Source organism: Alkalihalobacillus sp. NPDC127517 (assembly GCF_050276055.1).
Lineage (GTDB): Bacteria > Bacillota > Bacilli > Bacillales > Bacillaceae_D > Alkalicoccobacillus.
In genome coordinates this window covers 37,143-53,562 of the sequence record NZ_JBNNQX010000017.1, presented here as the reverse complement: position 1 = coordinate 53,562, position 16,420 = coordinate 37,143, and the positions used below count along the sequence as shown (strand labels likewise).

Genomic DNA, 16,420 nt, shown 5'->3' with positions numbered 1-16,420 from the left:
GTTATTCACTCAATTTCATTAGGTATTTTTTTCTCGTTCTATCATACTCTAATTCAATTAATAAAGAAATATTGGGATCCACTCATTCATGTCTATTTCAAAAACGTTCTGTTAATCATCTGACAAGGAACCTATAAGTCCATGGCAATAATGCTATACTTAAACCAGAATAAAGAAGGCAGGAGTGTTGTGTACATGATTGATCTTCGAAGTGATACGGTAACAAAGCTGACAGACCGGATGAGGCAGGAAATGTATAAAGCAGAGGTTGGGGATGATGTTTATCGCGATGACCCGACAGTGAAAAAGCTTGAAGAGTTAGCTGCTGACTTGCTTGGGAAGGAAGAAGCTTTATTTGTCACGAGTGGCACACAGGGAAATCAGATTGCGGTACTTGTACATTGTTCACTTGGTCAGGAAATCATTCTAGAGGAAGGGTCTCACATCTTCAGATACGAGGGAGGTGCCACTTCTGCTTTTGCTGGTATCCAGCCTTTTCCGATTAAAGGAGAAAGGGGCATAATGAGTGCGGTTGATGTAGAAGCAGCGATTCGGGGAACAGATATACATGAAGCAGAAACCGGATTAATCTGTTTGGAGAATACTCACAACCGAGCAGGCGGAACGGTTATGTCTCCTGAGAAGATGAAGGAAATCTTTGAGGTGGCTGCGCGTCATAACCTCCCTATCCATCTGGATGGAGCTAGACTGATGAATGCTGCTGTTGCCTTAAAACGGCCAATGACTGATTTTACGCAATATGTGACGACCGTTCAAATCTGTTTATCAAAAGGACTTGGGGCGCCGGTAGGGTCAATCATTGCAGGAAGCTCTGAATTTATTGCCAAAGCTAGAAAATGGAGAAAACGACTGGGTGGAGGATTGCGCCAAGCGGGCATCTTAGCGGCTCCTGGTATAGTTGGTCTTACAGAAATGGTTGACCGGTTAGAAGAGGACCATGAGCACGCTGCATGGTTAGCGAAACAAATCGATTCGATCCCAGGCTTGAATGTAGCCTCCAAAGTAGAGACAAACATCTTAATGATGGATGTATCGGAAACGGGTTTAACTTCTACGCAATTTGTAGAAAAGTTGAAGGAACAAGGCGTTCTCGCAAATCCATTTGCACCAACTATAGTAAGATTGGTTACGCACTATGATGTCTCGAAGGATGACATCCAGCAAACCACAGAAATACTTGAGAACATTGTCACAAGTAACGTAAGTTCATAAACAAAAAGCAGAAGCCTCTTCTATAGGGACTTCTGCTTTTCTCATCAATCTTATTTTTCTGCGCCTTCATCCACTTGCTTAGCGACAACATCTAAAGTTGCTGAATAAGCCAATCCTTGATACTCATTTCCAGCATTCTCATCAAGTTTCACACCAAAGTTTAGGTCAATGTACTGCGATTCGTCTAACTGCCAGAATTCATTTGTTGAACCTGTTAGTGCGCCGTCACCAATTAAGAATCCACCACTACTTACAGCGCCTTCACTAAATGCTCTGAATTCAGGAGCTTCTACCATGCCGCTTACAACCTCAGCACCTTCTGCAATCTCAGCAATTGCTGCTTGCGTTTCCACTTCATTTGTTACACCATCAAATAACTCCTGAAGCTTTATTTGACTAGCTTCAAGCACATCACGACTTGGCTGAGATGTGTATTTGATTGCTATGTAACCCACTTTAAATGAAGAGATATCAACGTTTTTATCTAGTTCATGAGAGAACTCAACTTCAAGATTGGTATCCATGCTTCCTGTGTTCTCAAGTGTTAGCCAGTCACCGAACACAAGATTTGATGGGGCAAACCCGCTATAGTTCACAATGTTTTCTTCAATATCCTGACCATTATTAATTTCAAGTGTACCTGTCTGTAGTTGTCCTGTTGCTTGGATTTCTGATGTGAACCAAGAGTAAGATCCAAACCCTGCACCTAGTACTAATGCACCTGCTACAGCTGTTCCAAGTAATGCTTTTTTTGTTTTTTTCATCTTAAATGGCCTCCTCGTTTTTGTTTGGTTTTGATAGTCGTTCATATACAGTGATTCCGACATAAGCTACAAGTGGAAGAACAATGATAAGTACAAATCCAATCGGCTCCGAAAGGAATCTAGCTAAGAAGCCAAGCTTTGGGATAGAAAAAAGAACTTTTCCTATAACTTGTCCTTCTTGCACCGGCTCAGCATCAATCACATTATTGTTATCTCCTTTTGTTGTGAAGGCGATCTGATTTTCATGGTTGTTTGTTTCAGTAATTCTATGTGTGACTCGATTCCCTTCAGGTGTTCCGAACGTAATAATGTCGTTCTGCTTTAAATCACTTGCCTGTGTTTGCTTAATGAAAATGACGTCACCCTCACTAAACTCAGGCTGCATACTATTTGAGAGGATCGTTAGTGCTGAAAAGCCAAAGATATTAGGAGTACTCTCATTTTGCTGTTGACTTTGAATGAAAACAAACAGTATTCCTAAGCAAAGGAGTCCAACAAAGGACTTAATAACGAACGAAAGGGTTCGTTTTAACATAAAAGGACCTCCTGTCAGTAAGAGCAACAGCTACAGAAGAATGGGGAGAGTGCTTGTGTACAAGCACTTCCCATCCTCACATTAATGCAAATTAGTTAGTAATACCTGCAGCAAATGGAATGCGGTAGCTTTCCTCAGCATCTGCTTGATTTGTTACGTTAATATAGCCTTCATACGTCCCTACTTCAGCCGTTTTAGGACTGACAAAGAAGAAGTTTTTAGAAACCGTTGTACCAGCAGGAACCACAACTTTCTGTGGTGCTTGTACCGTTACACCATTTAGTGCAGCATCTTTAGAACCACGGAATCCAACGTGGTGGTCAAAGTCTACGGTAAATGTTTTCTTTTCTGAGCTTGTATTCTTAAACGTAACGGATTGAATCTCACGGACATTTTTGCCATTTGTAGCAAGAGCACCGTAGTTTAGAGCCCCTGTTAAGTCTCTAATTTTTGTGACTTCATTGTTCTCGTTTAATGTTTCTGCTTCGCCCTTTACTTGAATGAGCAATTCAGACTCAATGGCAGCTACTGGATCAATTTGACCTGCACCGATTTCAAATACACTATAGTCAAGACTCATTGGGTTCGCCGTATTCATAAGTGTTGTTTTTAGATCAGCTGGTGTCAGATCAGGTTTTACTTCAAGAAGTAGAGCAGCTGTACCAGCAACGTGTGGAGCTGACATCGATGTACCTGATTTACGACCATACGCAAATTCGTATTCTCCAATATAGTCAGGTCCGTTCATATAAGTAGGAACAGGTGATAATGTACTAACCCCTGGCGCACTTACTTCTGGTTTAATAGCGAATGAACCATTCACTGGTCCACGCGAGCTGAAATCTGCCAAAACGCCACCGGCCGTTTGAGATTCAGAACGATCTCCAAATGTGAATGTGCTATCTTCTGTGATCGCATCACGAAGCGCAATCCCATCTTCATACGTTAATGAGAAACCAGCGACAAAGTTTACGCCTTCCCCAAAGTAGTTAGGGATGTGACCGGCACCTGGGAGGTTGTTATAAATGATAATCGCTTCAGCACCAGCGGCTTTGGCGTTTGCAATCTTATCAACAAAAGCAAGATCTCCGCGGGCAACAAGAGCAACCTTTCCTTCAGCGTCTACTTGATTAAAGTCATTAACAGAACCTAGATTCGCATAGACAATTTCATATTCCCCGGCTTCTAAAGCATCAAAGTCTGTCTCAAAGCCACTTGAAATATTTACAAGTCCTGCAGAGAAATCATCATTTAAATAGCCTGTAAAGTCAGTAAACACAAGCGGAACATCATTCGCTCCAACAGTGATTGCCAGTGGAGATGTACCAGGTGATCCTAGTGTGTACATCCCAGATCCGCTGTTTCCGGCAGAAACAACAGCTGTTACTCCGCTCAGTACAGCGTTATTCACTGCAACGCTTGTTGGGTAAAGGGGATCGTTGACACCTGCACCTAGAGAAAGGTTTATGACATCCATTCCATCTTCAACCGATTTTTCAATTCCTCCAAGAACATCCGCTGTATAACCTGAACCGTAAGGACCTAGAACGCGGTAAGAGTAAAGATCAGCGTCTGGTGCAATACCAGTTGTTGCATAATCAGACTCGTTTTCGCCTTGACCAGCAATGGTCCCAGCTACGTGAGTACCGTGAGATGTATAATATGAGTTTCCGTTAGAATTAAACTCTGGCATTCCAGAAGCTAACCAATCATCATAGGTTGTTTCTTGTGCATCATCGTCATTGTCTACGAAATCATAGCCACCTTTGTAAGCTGCAGCAAGATCCGGGTGAGTATAATCAACCCCGGTATCAATAACACCGACCTTTACGCCTTCGCCAGTAATTCCGTCAACATGTAATCTATCAACACCTAAGTATGGAACACTATCAGCCATGTAAGGCTCAATCGCTTCTTCTAATACAGTTTCATCAAGTACTGGGTCTATTAATTGAACTTCATCATTCTCCCAAACTACTTTTACCCCTTCTACCTCGCTAAGTGCTTCTAATTGATTTGCAGGTAATTCGATGGTAAAACCATTAAAAACCGTTTGGTACGTATGGGTAATTGAATAAGAAGGCTCAAGTGCTGATAAATCCTCCTCGAATGTATCCTGAGAAGCTTCTACTTGAGCTTTTGCACTCGCTAGTGATAGAGTCTCTCCTTGTTCCTCAGCTTCTGCTATGGCTAGTTGTTCAGGAAGCTCTTCAAGTTCAACGATCACTGAGACTTTTTCGTCACTATTCAGGTTAATCTCATCTGATAGTTTTAACGATGCCGCTTCCTCCTCAGCTGTAGCAAGTTGTGGAGTATAAAGTCCTCCAAATACAAGAGTTGTTGATAACGCGGATAAGACCATGACATTCCACGGCTTACTTTTCTTTAGATTTGTACTCAATCGCAAAGCTCCTCTCAAAACATAGTTTTTTGTTATGAAGAGAAGTATAGCGAAATAATAGAGTGGATGAGGGCATTTCATTGATTAACACAAATTGTGGTGGGTTCTAATAGGATGAATCGGGACAAAAGATAGATTCGGTTAGGCATTAACGCGCGAAAATGTAGAAGGGTTAGGATTTTTACTAATATGAACTTTCAGATATTTGTGAGAATATTAGAAAAATCACGTAGAATTTTGGTATAATTAAGAATAATAGAAGGGAAAAAAGAGAAATAATGAAAAAGTCCTTATCCGCTTTGTAACAAAAGTCATGTTTAACTAGGCGTCAAGACGGGTAAGTCCCGGTTTTTAAAAACTGGAATGAGAAGGGTAGGTTATGTTCAGTGCATGAAGGTCTCATCATTAAATATTATCGTGAAAAACAGAATTTCACGCAGCAACAGCTTTGTAAGGGGATTTGTTCTGTCGCACATATGAGCAGGATTGAACGGGGGACAGCTCATTATTCGACAGAAATCACGCAACTTTTAAGTGAACGACTTAGTGTTAATATCGGTCAAGAAGTGCTGAAGTTTGATGAATTAAAAGAAATGCTAAAACAATGGCATGATACGATGATTATGCAAGATAGAGAGAAAGCAGAATCATATAAGCAAACGCTCGAGCACAATGAGCTACTTGAACGCTCAGATCTGGCCTTTCATTATCAATTATTACAAGTACGCTATCTATTAACAAAGAGGGAATTAAAAGAGGCGCGACGACTACTTACACAAGTTGAGACAAAGAAGCATGTACTCGGGGAACGAGAGGCCCAACTCTTTTTACATATGAGCGGGGCGTACAACCTATTCATAGGCGATTATTCAAAAGCCTTAGGCTATTTTAAACAAATTGAACCTGATTTGTATCGTAACAATGAATTCTACTATCATCTTGCTATTACTTGCTATCGTTTTGGTCATTATGTAAAAGCGTATGAATACGCGAGAACCAGCTTGAACTTCTTTAAACAAGCCAATCACTTTCGCAAAATTATAGACGCAGAAACCTTAATCCTGTTAACGCAGGGTGGGCAAATTGTTCAAGAAGATATTGAAGAGATGAAGAAAAAATATATGAATCTGATGCGAAGCTGTGATTTATTCGGGGAGATTGAAAAGAAGGCCATTCTTATGGGGAATTTGGGTCAAGAGTATTTTCTTCGATCAAAGAACCGGGAAGCAAATACCTATTACAGTTCGGCCATTGATCTGTTTAAGCAATGTCCTAATCCAACCTATTTGACCGCACTTTTTGGTTACATACAAACAAGCTATTTAATTACGAATGGGAGGAATTATCAGCAATTAAATGAGTTAGTGAAAGAGGGCACACAGCTAGCTGCTGAGGTTGGTAACGATGGGGATACAATGAAATTTAAGCTTTTATCGTACTTGCTCAAAAATCAAATGGATCGATACTACTCTTATTTACATGAAAGGTTTATTCCTTACTTACGCAAAAGTGGAAATATCACACTTGCTACTTATTACGAAAAGCTGCTATTTAAGCATTATCTTGCTGTAAATGAAGGAGAGAAAGCATCAGAAGTTGCCTTTTCTTATATACAGGGAAGTTAAAGTCGTGTAGGGTGAAATCAACATTTCTCCCTACATTTTTTAGATTCGCAAGATGGTAACGCTTTAATAAAAATGGAAGCTCAAAAATGATTTACAACGTTGTTACCTGGTGCTATGATAACTGAATAAACAGACAAATAAAGCGGTATGAACTGTTCTTGTTCGCTCGGAACGGTTAATTTTCATCTCGATCCTTTATTGATTTAAACCGTTTTAGTAGAAAAGAGAAAAGCTTTAAGGATAGGTTGGGGAGTGTAGTCGTGAAGGAATATGTGATTGATCGTATGTATAAGGCGTCTGCTGGAGTAGCGAATGCTGTTCTTGTAACGCTTGCGATAGGGTTGTTATTTGAAACGTTTGGTAACTTTTTAGGATGGGGTGCTTTTCTGACGATAGGGGGAATTGCTAAAGTCTTACTTGCACCAGCTATAGGAGCAGGAGTTGCTTACCAACTTGGAGGAAACACGCTTGTTATCTACAGTGCATTAATCTGTAGTACGGTTGGCGGAGGGGCGATGCAGTTAACTGAATCGGGTATGGTTATGGTGACAGGTCAGCCAGTGAGTGCGTTGATCGCTGCACTCGTTGCAACTTACGTTGGAAAAAGAGTAACAGGTAAAACAAAGCTTGATCTAATGGCCATTCCTCTTGCTGCAACACTTGCAGGTGGTATTACGGGTGTGGCGGCTGCAGCGGTTGCTACACCTCTACTTACAGCGATGAGTGCTGAAATTACTAGTTCCGTGCAAGGGTCGCCCGTTCTCGCTTCAATGGTCATCGCTCTAGCTTGGAGCGTGTTACTTATGACTCCTGCTTCATCAGCAGCTCTGGCTATCGCACTACAGATGGATCCCGTATCCAGTGCAGCAGCACTGATCGGTTGTACCGCTCAATTTGCCGGGTTTACGGCGATGTCGCTTAGACAAAACGACTTAGGAGGATTTTTGGCGCAGTCTTTGGTCACACCAAAGGTTCAATTTCCTAACTTAGTAAAAAATCCGAGATTGGTGATTCCGACATTTGTATCATCGATCATTTGCGCGCCAATCGCAACCATTTTGTTTCAGTTTGAAGCATCATATGAACTCGCAGGCTTAGGAATGAATTCACTCATTGCGCCATTAAGCTTATTATCTACTCAAGGCTGGACTGGACTTTCCATCTTCTTATTGATGGGCGTTGTTGTACCAATTTGTATCTCGCTTACGCTATATACGTTTATTAAACGTTTAGGCTGGGTTAAACCAAATGCTTTGCATGTAGAGGTTCAATAATCAAAGACAACACATATGCGAAACGCATATGTGTTGTCTTTTGTTTGGGTAAAAGCTAATTTATAATCCCGTGATAGATAATCTCTACATCAACATTCGCTTTCATCTCAATGGTCGGATACACATCTTTCCATTTATAATTCTGCCAATCTGAATAATAAAAAGCGTTAACTTTGCGACCAATTGCTAAATAATCGCAATTGGCTTCCTTTATTTTCGTCAGGACAATGTTCGCTTCCTTAGTTAATTCCTCTGACAACTGTGTATTCAATCTTTTAATGACATGGCGCTTGTACAAATCATCTCCAGGGTATTCGTTTGCGTTCATTTTTAAAACGAGGTCAATTTGTACTTCGAAATCTCCAAGCTCATTCTTTGATACACGTAAATTCCGCTTCATGTTTTCTACGTCAACCGTTACATAATCATACAAAGGATCCACTTCATCTGTTTGAACCTTACGTGTCATTCGGTGGGCACCTTTTTTATTGTTTGACAATAAAAGTAGTAGGATCGACTCCTCAGAATTCAGCTCACCAGTCATTTGACGATCACTGAACAGAGCCGTTCCGACAATTTTAGCCCCTGCTTTTTGTTCAACTGTTTTTAATCGTGGCATGACAATATCCTGTCCATCATCATAAAGGGTTGTTAATGTGTTCTGAAGATTAACAGAAGGAATAGCGCCGGTGTCCTCTGCACTAATTAAGAGATCTCTTAAATAGTCGCTAATTAATGGCTTGTTCTCTGTTTCTGCGTGCAGAATCGACTCAGCTTCTCCTTCTATGACTGCTAACCGAGCGGTTAGAGCACTTAAGGGAGAGCGGTAATTACCATCTAACGCTGCATAGATATCCTTTTCTGCAAGTTCTCGACTAAACATGGTTACTTGGTTCTTTGATGCAAATAATTCACTGCCAACCTTTTTATCTAATTCTGTTCGACTGTCCCGTATCGATTTACCTTCCGCCGATACAATGGTCGTATTTGTGGGGACTTTTTCGTTTGAATTCCCACTTACGAGGGCAATGGTTAGCTTGACAGTATCGTTTTCCGAGTTATAGTCGATGGCCTGACTATTAATGAGCGCAACGTCTTTAAGTAATTGCTCATCCCAGCATCCTGATAAAAAAAAGAGAGAAAGAATGATAATGACTATAGAGCGCTGTTGAATCATGTGGTTTCTCTCCTTTTAAACAATACAGCAAACAGAAGTAACAGAATTGGGATAACAACAACAAAGGCCACACCTATATGATCAATGTAGGCGAGTAATCTTCGAAGGGTTAGAAGATTCTGCGGGATTAACGCAAAGGCTGTAATAATTACACATGACAGGATATCAAACCATAGGCGATTAGATCGTTGAAAGACCGTTGCCATTCCCGTTGATATAATATATAAATAAGCAACCATCGTACATAATACGATTACCGACCAGAATGCCAAGAAGATTAAATCAATTCGTTCAATTAATACAAGTGAGATCGTTTTAACCATGTATAACAGTGGCTCTGGTAAAATGAGAAACTGTCCGGGACTAAAGTATATAAAGGAAGCTATGATTGTAAACACATAAATGGCCGTTACCATGATATTCGCATAAGTGGCTACTAACAATTTTTCTTTGTCAGTCCCCTCGATATATGGATATAGAATACTGAGAATTAAAAATCCCTGCATGGCGAGAGAGCCCGTCAGTATACCTTGAGCAATATCAATAAAACTAGCACTGAAAATAGGGAGCAAATATAGAGGCTCGGAATCAGAAAAAGCATAGCAGGCAAGAAAGGGAACAAGTAAAACTAAAGGTCCAACAATCGTTAGAAATCTAGCTATAATTCGTAAATCACTATGCAGTAAATAAAAGCATCCAAATACAAACAGAGGTATTTTTACAATGTCAGGAGTTTGATTTAAAACCCAGACTGAGATGAGAAAGTTAAAAAAGATTAGAATGATGGTGGTTAATGATAAGAAGTAAACAATGTATAGAATGGATAGACTTTTTCCTAAGACCTTTCCGAGTAGAGCTTCAAGTAATTCAAAAAATGTCTTAGACGGATACCGCTTCCCCAGAAACCAAATCACAAATATGAGTAGCTGTGTAACCACTCCTGCTAAAAGCATAGAGATCCAACCGTCTGTTTTTGCCACTTTATAGATACTATATGGAAGGATTAATACACTGATGGCAATTTGAATTTGAATAAAAAACCAGAAAAACTGGACGAGGGTAATACTATTATTTTTTTTCACGTTTCCACCACCATGAATAGCCTTGTTGTTTTAGTTCCTTTGGTTTTACTGCTAGCGGTCTAGTATTAAGTAGCCATACAGGCATACGTATGAATGTATCTTTTAAATCCTTTAAGCGAAAAGGAGCGACAGGAGACAAATAGGGACTTCCAAAAGATGTTAATTTACAAAGGTGGATCATAAGCAGCATCGATGCTAGTGACACACCCAAAATACCAAACATAGCAGCCAGAAACATAAAAGGAAATCTAAGTACCCGTACCACGGAATTCATTTCCGGAGAAGGAATCACGAATGATGCAATGGCTGTGAGAGCGACCACTATGATAACCATATTCGATACAAGTCCAGCATTTACAATCGCTTCCCCAATAACTAAACCGCCAACAATCCCAATCGTCTGTCCAATAGGTGATGGAAGACGAACCCCTGCTTCTCGAATAAGCTCAATGGTAAATTCCATGATCAAAGCCTCAAACAACGGGGGATACGGTATATTTGCCAAAGAGTTTTTGATCGGCAAAATTAATGGATTTGGAAGGATTTCATAGTTAAAGGCAACCACAGATATATAAAGAGCAGGAAAAGTAACGGCAATGGCCAAACTAAGAAAACGAATTAATCGGTAGAACGAGCCCAAGATAAAATGAACATTGTAATCATCAGGTGATTGAAAGAAGGCAAAGATAGAAATGGGAGCAATTAACGCAGAAGGACTCCCATCCGTTAAAATAACGACCCGACCCTCAAGTAAATGAGAGATAATTCGATCTGTTCTTTCAGTGAATAATACTTGTGGAAACGGGGTGATTGCATCATCTTGAATGTACTCAGCAATAAAACCAGGTGACAGAACGAGATCTGACGAGATATCATTAATCCGTTGTGTAACAAGATCTACCGTTTCAGGATTAGCAAGATCATTCATATAGACAATCGCCGTGTCACGTTTTAATTTATTTCCTACCGTCGTTTTTTTTACTGTGAATTCTGGTGTTTGTGCTCTTCGGCGTATTAAATTTAAGTTGATAAACAGATTCTCGACTAACCCTTCGTGAGAACCTCGAACAATCTTTTCGTTACTTGGCTCTTCCACGCTCCGGTCAAAGTATAGCCCTGTCTCCACAAAGATTATTTCTATATCCCCTTCTAAGAGAATGGCAGCATACCCTTTTGTTAATAGACGTGCCTGCTCCGTAATTTCACTACTTACAACTTTTTTTGGAGCTGTAATCATATCCGCTAAAGAGTACCGATCGTCATATCTTTCTTCAGAGAGAGAAGTGAAAAAGGATTCTTCCAAAAGATTGTTATCAATTAATGATTCAAAATAAATAACTAATCCTTTTTTCTTATGGAAGACAAATTCTCGAGTAGCAAGGTCTCCAGGGTGATGAAAAACGCGTTTAAACGATTCAAGATCAGTGTCGAGGTTGCCAGTTGCTCTAAGCGGTACGGGGTCACGTTCCTGACTAGATGTTGGTTTAAGTTTTCTTGGATGTTTGCGCATCGGTTTGTCACTCCTCTCTGCATGATTTTCTTATAGTAAATTGCCCCAATAAGAGGAAATCATTCATGCTGAGTAGGAGGAGTAATAAAAAAAGCTGCTTCCTCTTGTGTGAGGAAACAGCTAGCTGTCTTACAAATTTTCTTTAATCTGTTCTTTCTTTTCTTCCACTTCTTCTGTGCTTTTTTCCTTTGAAAGGAACCACCCAGCAAGAACAATGATCACAAGTACGCTATAGAAGAATACTTTCCATCCTGTAGAATGAGGGAAGTGTGAGTCAATGATTGCAAGCTCTGGGTGAGCAAGTACAGTCACGACAAGCTTCACGCCTACCCAACCTACAATGATAAAGGCTGCACTCTCAAGACCAGGCCGTTTTTCTAGGAGAACAACAAACTTTGTTGCTGCAAATCTCATGATTAATAATCCAACAAGACCACCAATAAAGACAACTGCGAATTGACCAACATCTAAGCTTCCGACATTCCCAAGACCAGTTGGGGTAAGTGCCATAGCAAGAGCAACAGCAGCTAAGATCGAATCAACAGCAAAGGCAATATCAGCAAGCTCAACCTTAATAACGGTAGACCAGAAACCACCTTTTTTACGTTCCTTCTTCGCTTTCTGATCAGCTCCGCCATGTTTATTCACCACATGTTTACGGAATAGGTGGTTCAGTGCGATGAACAATAAGTAAAGGGCACCGATTGCTTGGATCTGCCAAACATCCACAAGGAATGAAATCAGGAATAAGGAAGCGAAGCGGAAAACAAACGCACCTGCTAATCCATAAAGTAAGGCTTTTTTTCGTTCTTCCTCTGGTAAATGTTTTACCATAATCGCAAGAACTAACGCATTATCGGCTGATAAAACACCTTCTAACGCAATTAAAACAAGTAATACCCAACTGTATTCCAATAGTAAAGCTACATCCATTTTTCTTTTCTCCTCTCTGATGTGCTTCTACCGAGCCATTACACAACAGAGGGGATTGAATAGAAAAAAGACCTCTGCCATGTAATTGGCAAAGGTCTTGCTAAGCATTATGTATCTATGCCAACAAAGCCGGCGGACGTTAGCCCACGAAATGACGACTTTGTTTCAAGTTTAAGGTAAACTTGACGCTACTCCCCTTTGGAAGAAACCGTATGAAGTTATATAAATCATATCCCGCAACAGAAGAACTGTCAACTGTTTCTTTATCATAATCAATTTAGTGGCATTTAGCCTAAAAGAAGCGATACACTAGAGAAGGTTATACATGGTACTGATAAAGGAGTAATGATCGATGTCTGAACAAAAAGAGATCCTGATTATGACAAGTGTTCAAGCAGAGAAAGACGCTTTAGAGCGAGGGCTGAATGGATCCAATTATTTTAAGGTAGCACTCACCGGAGTGGGCCCTGCAAGAGCGGCCGCACGTACAGCAACTGAACTTGCCGAACATTCTTATCGTTGTGTCATTAATGCGGGCATTGCTGGTGGTTTTAAAGAGAAAGCACCCGTTTCCTCTATTGTTGTCGCAAGCGAAATAGTGGCAGCTGATCTTGGTTCAGAATCAGATGAGGGCTTTTTACCAATAGACGAATTAGGCTTTGGACAAGCATCTATTCAAACGGCTCAGCCTTTTTCGTCTGATCTTGAAGGAAAGCTTAGGGAAAAAGAAGAAACGGTCACTTTGGCGCCCATTTTAACACTAGCGACCGTAACTGGTACAAGCGAAACAACAAACGCATTACAGCATCGCTTTCCACATGCAGCTGCAGAGGCAATGGAAGGTCACGGTGTGGCAACGGCAGCTGAGCTAGCCGGAATTCCAGTGCTAGAGATTCGTGCCATCTCAAATGAAATTGGCCCAAGAAACCGTGAAGCCTGGAAAATAAAAGAAGCACTACAAGCACTTGAACGTGTGGGACGTGCATTAACGGAGGTCTTTTCATGAATATAGCTTTTTCCCCTTGTCCAAATGATACATTTGTTTTCCATGCGTTAGCCCATGGGATCATTCCTGGCGCACCTGAATTAAATGTAACATTTGCTGATATTGATATTACAAATACATTGGCTGCAGATCGTACCGGTCCTGAGGTCATGAAGATTTCATTTGCAGCACTACCCTGGGTGTTGGACGATTATGAATTAATTCCATGCGGAGGGGCACTTGGAAGAGGCTGTGGTCCACTTGTGTTAACTAAGGGCGATCAAAACCCAACTTCTCTATCTGGAAAACGCGTAGCAGTTCCAAGTGAACGCTCAACTGCATACTTGTTGTTCCGATTATGGGCAGCGAATAAAGTTCCTGGTGGGGTGGGCGAGATTGTTGTCATGCCTTTTGATGAAATTATGCCAGCTGTACAAGCAGGAACCATTGATGCAGGACTTGTAATCCACGAAGCACGATTCACGTATCAAAACTATGGCTTAAGTGTAGTAGCCGACATGGGTGAATGGTGGGAAGAAGATACAGGACTACCGATTCCACTTGGAGCAATTATTGCAAGACGCGGACAAGACACGGAGCAGCTAACGAAATGGATTCGTGCGTCAGTAGAGTATGCGTTTGATAACCCGAAGGCATCAAAAGACTACGTGATGGCTCATGCGCAAGAAATGAGTGAGGATGTGGCGAATCAGCACATCAATCTATACGTAAATGAATTCTCGCAGGACCTAGGTGAAGATGGCTATCATGCCATCGAAGCTTTGTTAACACGAGCTGCTAATAAAGGACTCGTACCTAAGATTGATCGGGACTTATTATTTTCTCTAAAAGGAAAGTAAGAACGTTTTAGCGAATGATTGAAAGGGAAGGTCAAAGAGTATTGGACAAGCCTGTGAGAGGAGAGAGCCGGATTGAGTGAAACTGAATTGGAATTTCAACTGGTTAAGACAAACGGGATTACGCTACATGCGGTCACAGCTGGACCGAGAAATGGTCCACTCGTCGTGTTGTTACATGGATTTCCTGAGTTCTGGTATGGATGGAGAAATCAAATTAAACCATTGGCAGAAGCGGGTTACCGCGTGCTGGTACCAGATCAACGCGGCTTTAACAAAAGCCAAAAACCTGAAGGTATCGAACATTACACGCTCGACACATTAAGAGACGATGTGATCGGACTCATTAAGCTGTACAACCGTGAGAAGGCACATGTGATTGGACACGACTGGGGTGGAGCAGTTGCCTGGCATCTAGCGTCAACACGTCCAGAGTATGTTGAAACACTCATTCCAATCAATATTCCACACCCGGCCATTATGCCAAAAGCGATGCTTACCATTCCATTACAATGGTTACGTAGCTCGTACATGGCCTTTTTTCAACTACCTGAATGGCCGGAGAAGGTACTTTCTGCAGATCACTATGAAGGTATGGCTAAAGGAATCAAGTTTTCTGCAAGCAAGGGTGACGCGTTTACCAGAGATGATCTTGAAACGTACAAAGAAGCCTGGGCACAGCTTGGTGCAATGACAGCCATGTTGAACTGGTATCGCGCCATTCGGGCAGGATTGCCAGAGGGTTTTGCTCATCCTGAAAAAGTGACGGTTCCAACACGGATGATCTGGGGAGTAAATGATCCCTTTTTATCAAAAAAGCTTGCTAAAAAGAGCATTGAACATTGCGAGGATGGGACCCTTACGTTTGTCGGAGAAGCGACACACTGGGTGAGTCATGAGCAACCGGAAATCGTCAATCAACTAATCGCAAAGTACTTAAGCAACCAAGTGGTCGTCGGCTGATGACCACTTGGTTTTTTTGTGTTGGTTCTTGGTAAAAGGTTGCTGGTTCTTGCTAAAGGTTGAGTTGTTCTTGGTATAGAGGGGTGTTTCTTGGTATGAGGTGCAGCGTCCTTGATACGTCCTGCTTTTTTCTTGCTAACAGCTGCTCAATCTTACTAAGACGTCCAAGTTTCATGGTAAGACTTCATTTTCCCTTGCTATAAGGTCTTCTCTCTTGCTAAAACTCACAGCTTTCTTATTAAACGGCAGGAGGAACTAATGTGACAGTTTGCGTGTGATGAGATAATGCCTCCAGTGGTAGATCTTGATCCGCTTTTGCCCAAGTATCAATAGGTAACTCATACACAGAAAAGGTGAGAGTCAGTGAATCTTTAAACGGAAATGGATCTAATGTGATTTCGCTCTCATTCTTCCACTCAGCTTGGATTCCCTTTGGAGCAAATGAAAATGATTGAGCGAACCCATTTTTAAACCACGATACTTCCTCAGATTTTGGGATGCCTGGTGGGTTCATGCAAACATAAAGAGAGAGATCATCACAGAATTGAAGCAAGCTAAAGTCCTGTGAGCGTTCATTTATACTGGGACAAATTTCAAGAGCCTCCAAAATCGATTGTTGCCTTTTCTCCTCATGTGCTAAAAAGTCAGCTACACCCGGTTCTGACGTAATGGAACCTGAGAAAAAGGAACAATAATGTTTACTACAAAGGAAAGCCGAATATGGAGAATGAACTTCGACTTCATCTACGCCTCTTGTATAAGCCTCAAGCTTCCATTCAATTGGGAAGGAAATAAAGTCATATGGCATCTGTTGATCCGTTGCGACGCGGACCTTCTCATCAAGAGGGATCCAAGCACGATCATGCTCATAGATGCCTGTCAGTGCAGACTTTGACACAGGTTCGATCCAGTGTTTTGCGATTTCGCCTGAAATATAGGCGTGGTCATGCTGGCGGATACAGTCAAATCTCTTATCTTGCTTTCTAATAATCATCGGTTCTTTTACCTCCTACGCGATTGTTACTGTTTATTTTACCACCGATACAAAAAAACGAAGCAGGCGAACCTACTTCGTTTCAGA

The 16,420-nt window shown here is 41.2% G+C and carries 14 protein-coding genes; 6 read left to right on the top strand and 8 right to left on the bottom strand.

Annotated features, from left to right (window positions below; translation table 11 throughout):
• The first annotated feature begins 195 nt into the window (after positions 1 to 195).
• Positions 196 to 1,233 carry a low-specificity L-threonine aldolase gene (ltaE, locus tag ACQKKO_RS18815; RefSeq protein WP_498649910.1) on the top strand — a complete coding sequence of 346 codons (1,038 nt, stop codon included), beginning with the start codon at positions 196 to 198 and terminating at the stop codon, positions 1,231 to 1,233.
• A 50-nt stretch (positions 1,234 to 1,283) separates the two neighbouring features.
• Here ltaE and ACQKKO_RS18810 read toward each other — a convergent pair whose 3' ends face one another.
• The 3 genes from ACQKKO_RS18810 to ACQKKO_RS18800 form a co-directional block, all read right to left on the bottom strand.
• Positions 1,284 to 1,997 carry a TasA family protein gene (locus ACQKKO_RS18810; protein WP_498649908.1) on the bottom strand — a complete coding sequence of 238 codons (714 nt, stop codon included), beginning with the start codon at positions 1,995 to 1,997 and terminating at the stop codon, positions 1,284 to 1,286.
• A 1-nt stretch (position 1,998) separates the two neighbouring features.
• Entirely contained in the window at positions 1,999 to 2,532 is a 534-nt protein-coding gene (locus tag ACQKKO_RS18805) for a signal peptidase I (RefSeq protein ID WP_498649907.1), read from the bottom strand.
• Positions 2,533 to 2,623: 91 nt separating this feature from the next.
• Positions 2,624 to 4,933: a S8 family serine peptidase gene (locus ACQKKO_RS18800; RefSeq protein ID WP_498649905.1), complete on the bottom strand. Its 2,310-nt coding sequence runs from the start codon at positions 4,931 to 4,933 to the stop codon at positions 2,624 to 2,626.
• 386 nt (positions 4,934 to 5,319) lie between these two features.
• Between ACQKKO_RS18800 and ACQKKO_RS18795 the strand changes: the two genes are divergently transcribed.
• On the top strand, positions 5,320 to 6,558 hold the full coding sequence (locus ACQKKO_RS18795; protein WP_498649903.1) for a helix-turn-helix domain-containing protein: 1,239 nt from the start codon (positions 5,320 to 5,322) through the stop codon (positions 6,556 to 6,558).
• A 284-nt stretch (positions 6,559 to 6,842) separates the two neighbouring features.
• The gene (locus ACQKKO_RS18790; protein ID WP_440161452.1) at positions 6,843 to 7,832 is read left to right on the top strand and encodes a PTS sugar transporter subunit IIC; all 990 of its coding nucleotides are present in this window, start codon (positions 6,843 to 6,845) and stop codon (positions 7,830 to 7,832) included.
• A gap of 55 nt (positions 7,833 to 7,887) precedes the next feature.
• Here ACQKKO_RS18790 and ACQKKO_RS18785 read toward each other — a convergent pair whose 3' ends face one another.
• The 4 genes from ACQKKO_RS18785 to ACQKKO_RS18770 form a co-directional block, all read right to left on the bottom strand.
• On the bottom strand, positions 7,888 to 9,009 hold the full coding sequence (locus tag ACQKKO_RS18785) for a Ger(x)C family spore germination protein (RefSeq protein ID WP_498649901.1): 1,122 nt from the start codon (positions 9,007 to 9,009) through the stop codon (positions 7,888 to 7,890).
• The gene (locus ACQKKO_RS18780) at positions 9,006 to 10,091 is read right to left on the bottom strand and encodes a GerAB/ArcD/ProY family transporter (protein ID WP_498649899.1); all 1,086 of its coding nucleotides are present in this window, start codon (positions 10,089 to 10,091) and stop codon (positions 9,006 to 9,008) included. Before ACQKKO_RS18780 ends, ACQKKO_RS18785 begins: the two co-directional genes overlap by 4 nt.
• A complete protein-coding gene (locus tag ACQKKO_RS18775) occupies positions 10,078 to 11,601 on the bottom strand; it encodes a spore germination protein (protein WP_498649897.1) in 1,524 nt (507 codons plus the stop codon). The genes ACQKKO_RS18780 and ACQKKO_RS18775 overlap by 14 nt, the downstream gene beginning before the upstream one ends.
• Before the next feature lie 129 nt (positions 11,602 to 11,730).
• Positions 11,731 to 12,534: a TerC family protein gene (locus ACQKKO_RS18770; RefSeq protein WP_498649895.1), complete on the bottom strand. Its 804-nt coding sequence runs from the start codon at positions 12,532 to 12,534 to the stop codon at positions 11,731 to 11,733.
• 352 nt (positions 12,535 to 12,886) lie between these two features.
• Here ACQKKO_RS18770 and ACQKKO_RS18765 point away from each other — a divergent pair, with 352 nt between their 5' ends.
• The 3 genes from ACQKKO_RS18765 (at position 12,887) to ACQKKO_RS18755 (ending at position 15,339) form a co-directional block, all read left to right on the top strand.
• Positions 12,887 to 13,540 (top strand): futalosine hydrolase, encoded by a 654-nt coding sequence (locus ACQKKO_RS18765; protein WP_498649893.1) that lies wholly within the window; start codon positions 12,887 to 12,889, stop codon positions 13,538 to 13,540.
• Positions 13,537 to 14,379: a 1,4-dihydroxy-6-naphtoate synthase gene (locus tag ACQKKO_RS18760; protein ID WP_498649891.1), complete on the top strand. Its 843-nt coding sequence runs from the start codon at positions 13,537 to 13,539 to the stop codon at positions 14,377 to 14,379. The genes ACQKKO_RS18765 and ACQKKO_RS18760 overlap by 4 nt, the downstream gene beginning before the upstream one ends.
• Before the next feature lie 72 nt (positions 14,380 to 14,451).
• Positions 14,452 to 15,339, top strand: coding sequence for an alpha/beta fold hydrolase (locus ACQKKO_RS18755; protein WP_498649889.1), 888 nt, complete (start codon positions 14,452 to 14,454; stop codon positions 15,337 to 15,339).
• Between the two features lie 238 nt (positions 15,340 to 15,577).
• On the opposite strand, the gene ACQKKO_RS18750 is transcribed toward ACQKKO_RS18755, so the two are convergent.
• Positions 15,578 to 16,333, bottom strand: coding sequence for a DUF3891 family protein (locus ACQKKO_RS18750; protein ID WP_498649887.1), 756 nt, complete (start codon positions 16,331 to 16,333; stop codon positions 15,578 to 15,580).
• Positions 16,334 to 16,420: the final 87 nt, after the last annotated feature.

What these genes read in the sequence shown, in the direction of transcription:
- ltaE (WP_498649910.1), top strand. Translation starts at nt 196, where the DNA reads ATGATTGATCTTCGAAGTGATACGGTAACAAAGCTGACAGACCGGATG.
- ACQKKO_RS18810 (WP_498649908.1), bottom strand. Translation starts at nt 1,997, where the DNA reads ATGAAAAAAACAAAAAAAGCATTACTTGGAACAGCTGTAGCAGGTGCA.
- ACQKKO_RS18805 (WP_498649907.1), bottom strand. Translation starts at nt 2,532, where the DNA reads ATGTTAAAACGAACCCTTTCGTTCGTTATTAAGTCCTTTGTTGGACTC.
- ACQKKO_RS18790 (WP_440161452.1), top strand. Translation starts at nt 6,843, where the DNA reads ATGTATAAGGCGTCTGCTGGAGTAGCGAATGCTGTTCTTGTAACGCTT.
- ACQKKO_RS18785 (WP_498649901.1), bottom strand. Translation starts at nt 9,009, where the DNA reads ATGATTCAACAGCGCTCTATAGTCATTATCATTCTTTCTCTCTTTTTT.
- ACQKKO_RS18775 (WP_498649897.1), bottom strand. Translation starts at nt 11,601, where the DNA reads ATGCGCAAACATCCAAGAAAACTTAAACCAACATCTAGTCAGGAACGT.
- ACQKKO_RS18770 (WP_498649895.1), bottom strand. Translation starts at nt 12,534, where the DNA reads ATGGATGTAGCTTTACTATTGGAATACAGTTGGGTATTACTTGTTTTA.
- ACQKKO_RS18765 (WP_498649893.1), top strand. Translation starts at nt 12,887, where the DNA reads ATGTCTGAACAAAAAGAGATCCTGATTATGACAAGTGTTCAAGCAGAG.
- ACQKKO_RS18760 (WP_498649891.1), top strand. Translation starts at nt 13,537, where the DNA reads ATGAATATAGCTTTTTCCCCTTGTCCAAATGATACATTTGTTTTCCAT.
- ACQKKO_RS18750 (WP_498649887.1), bottom strand. Translation starts at nt 16,333, where the DNA reads ATGATTATTAGAAAGCAAGATAAGAGATTTGACTGTATCCGCCAGCAT.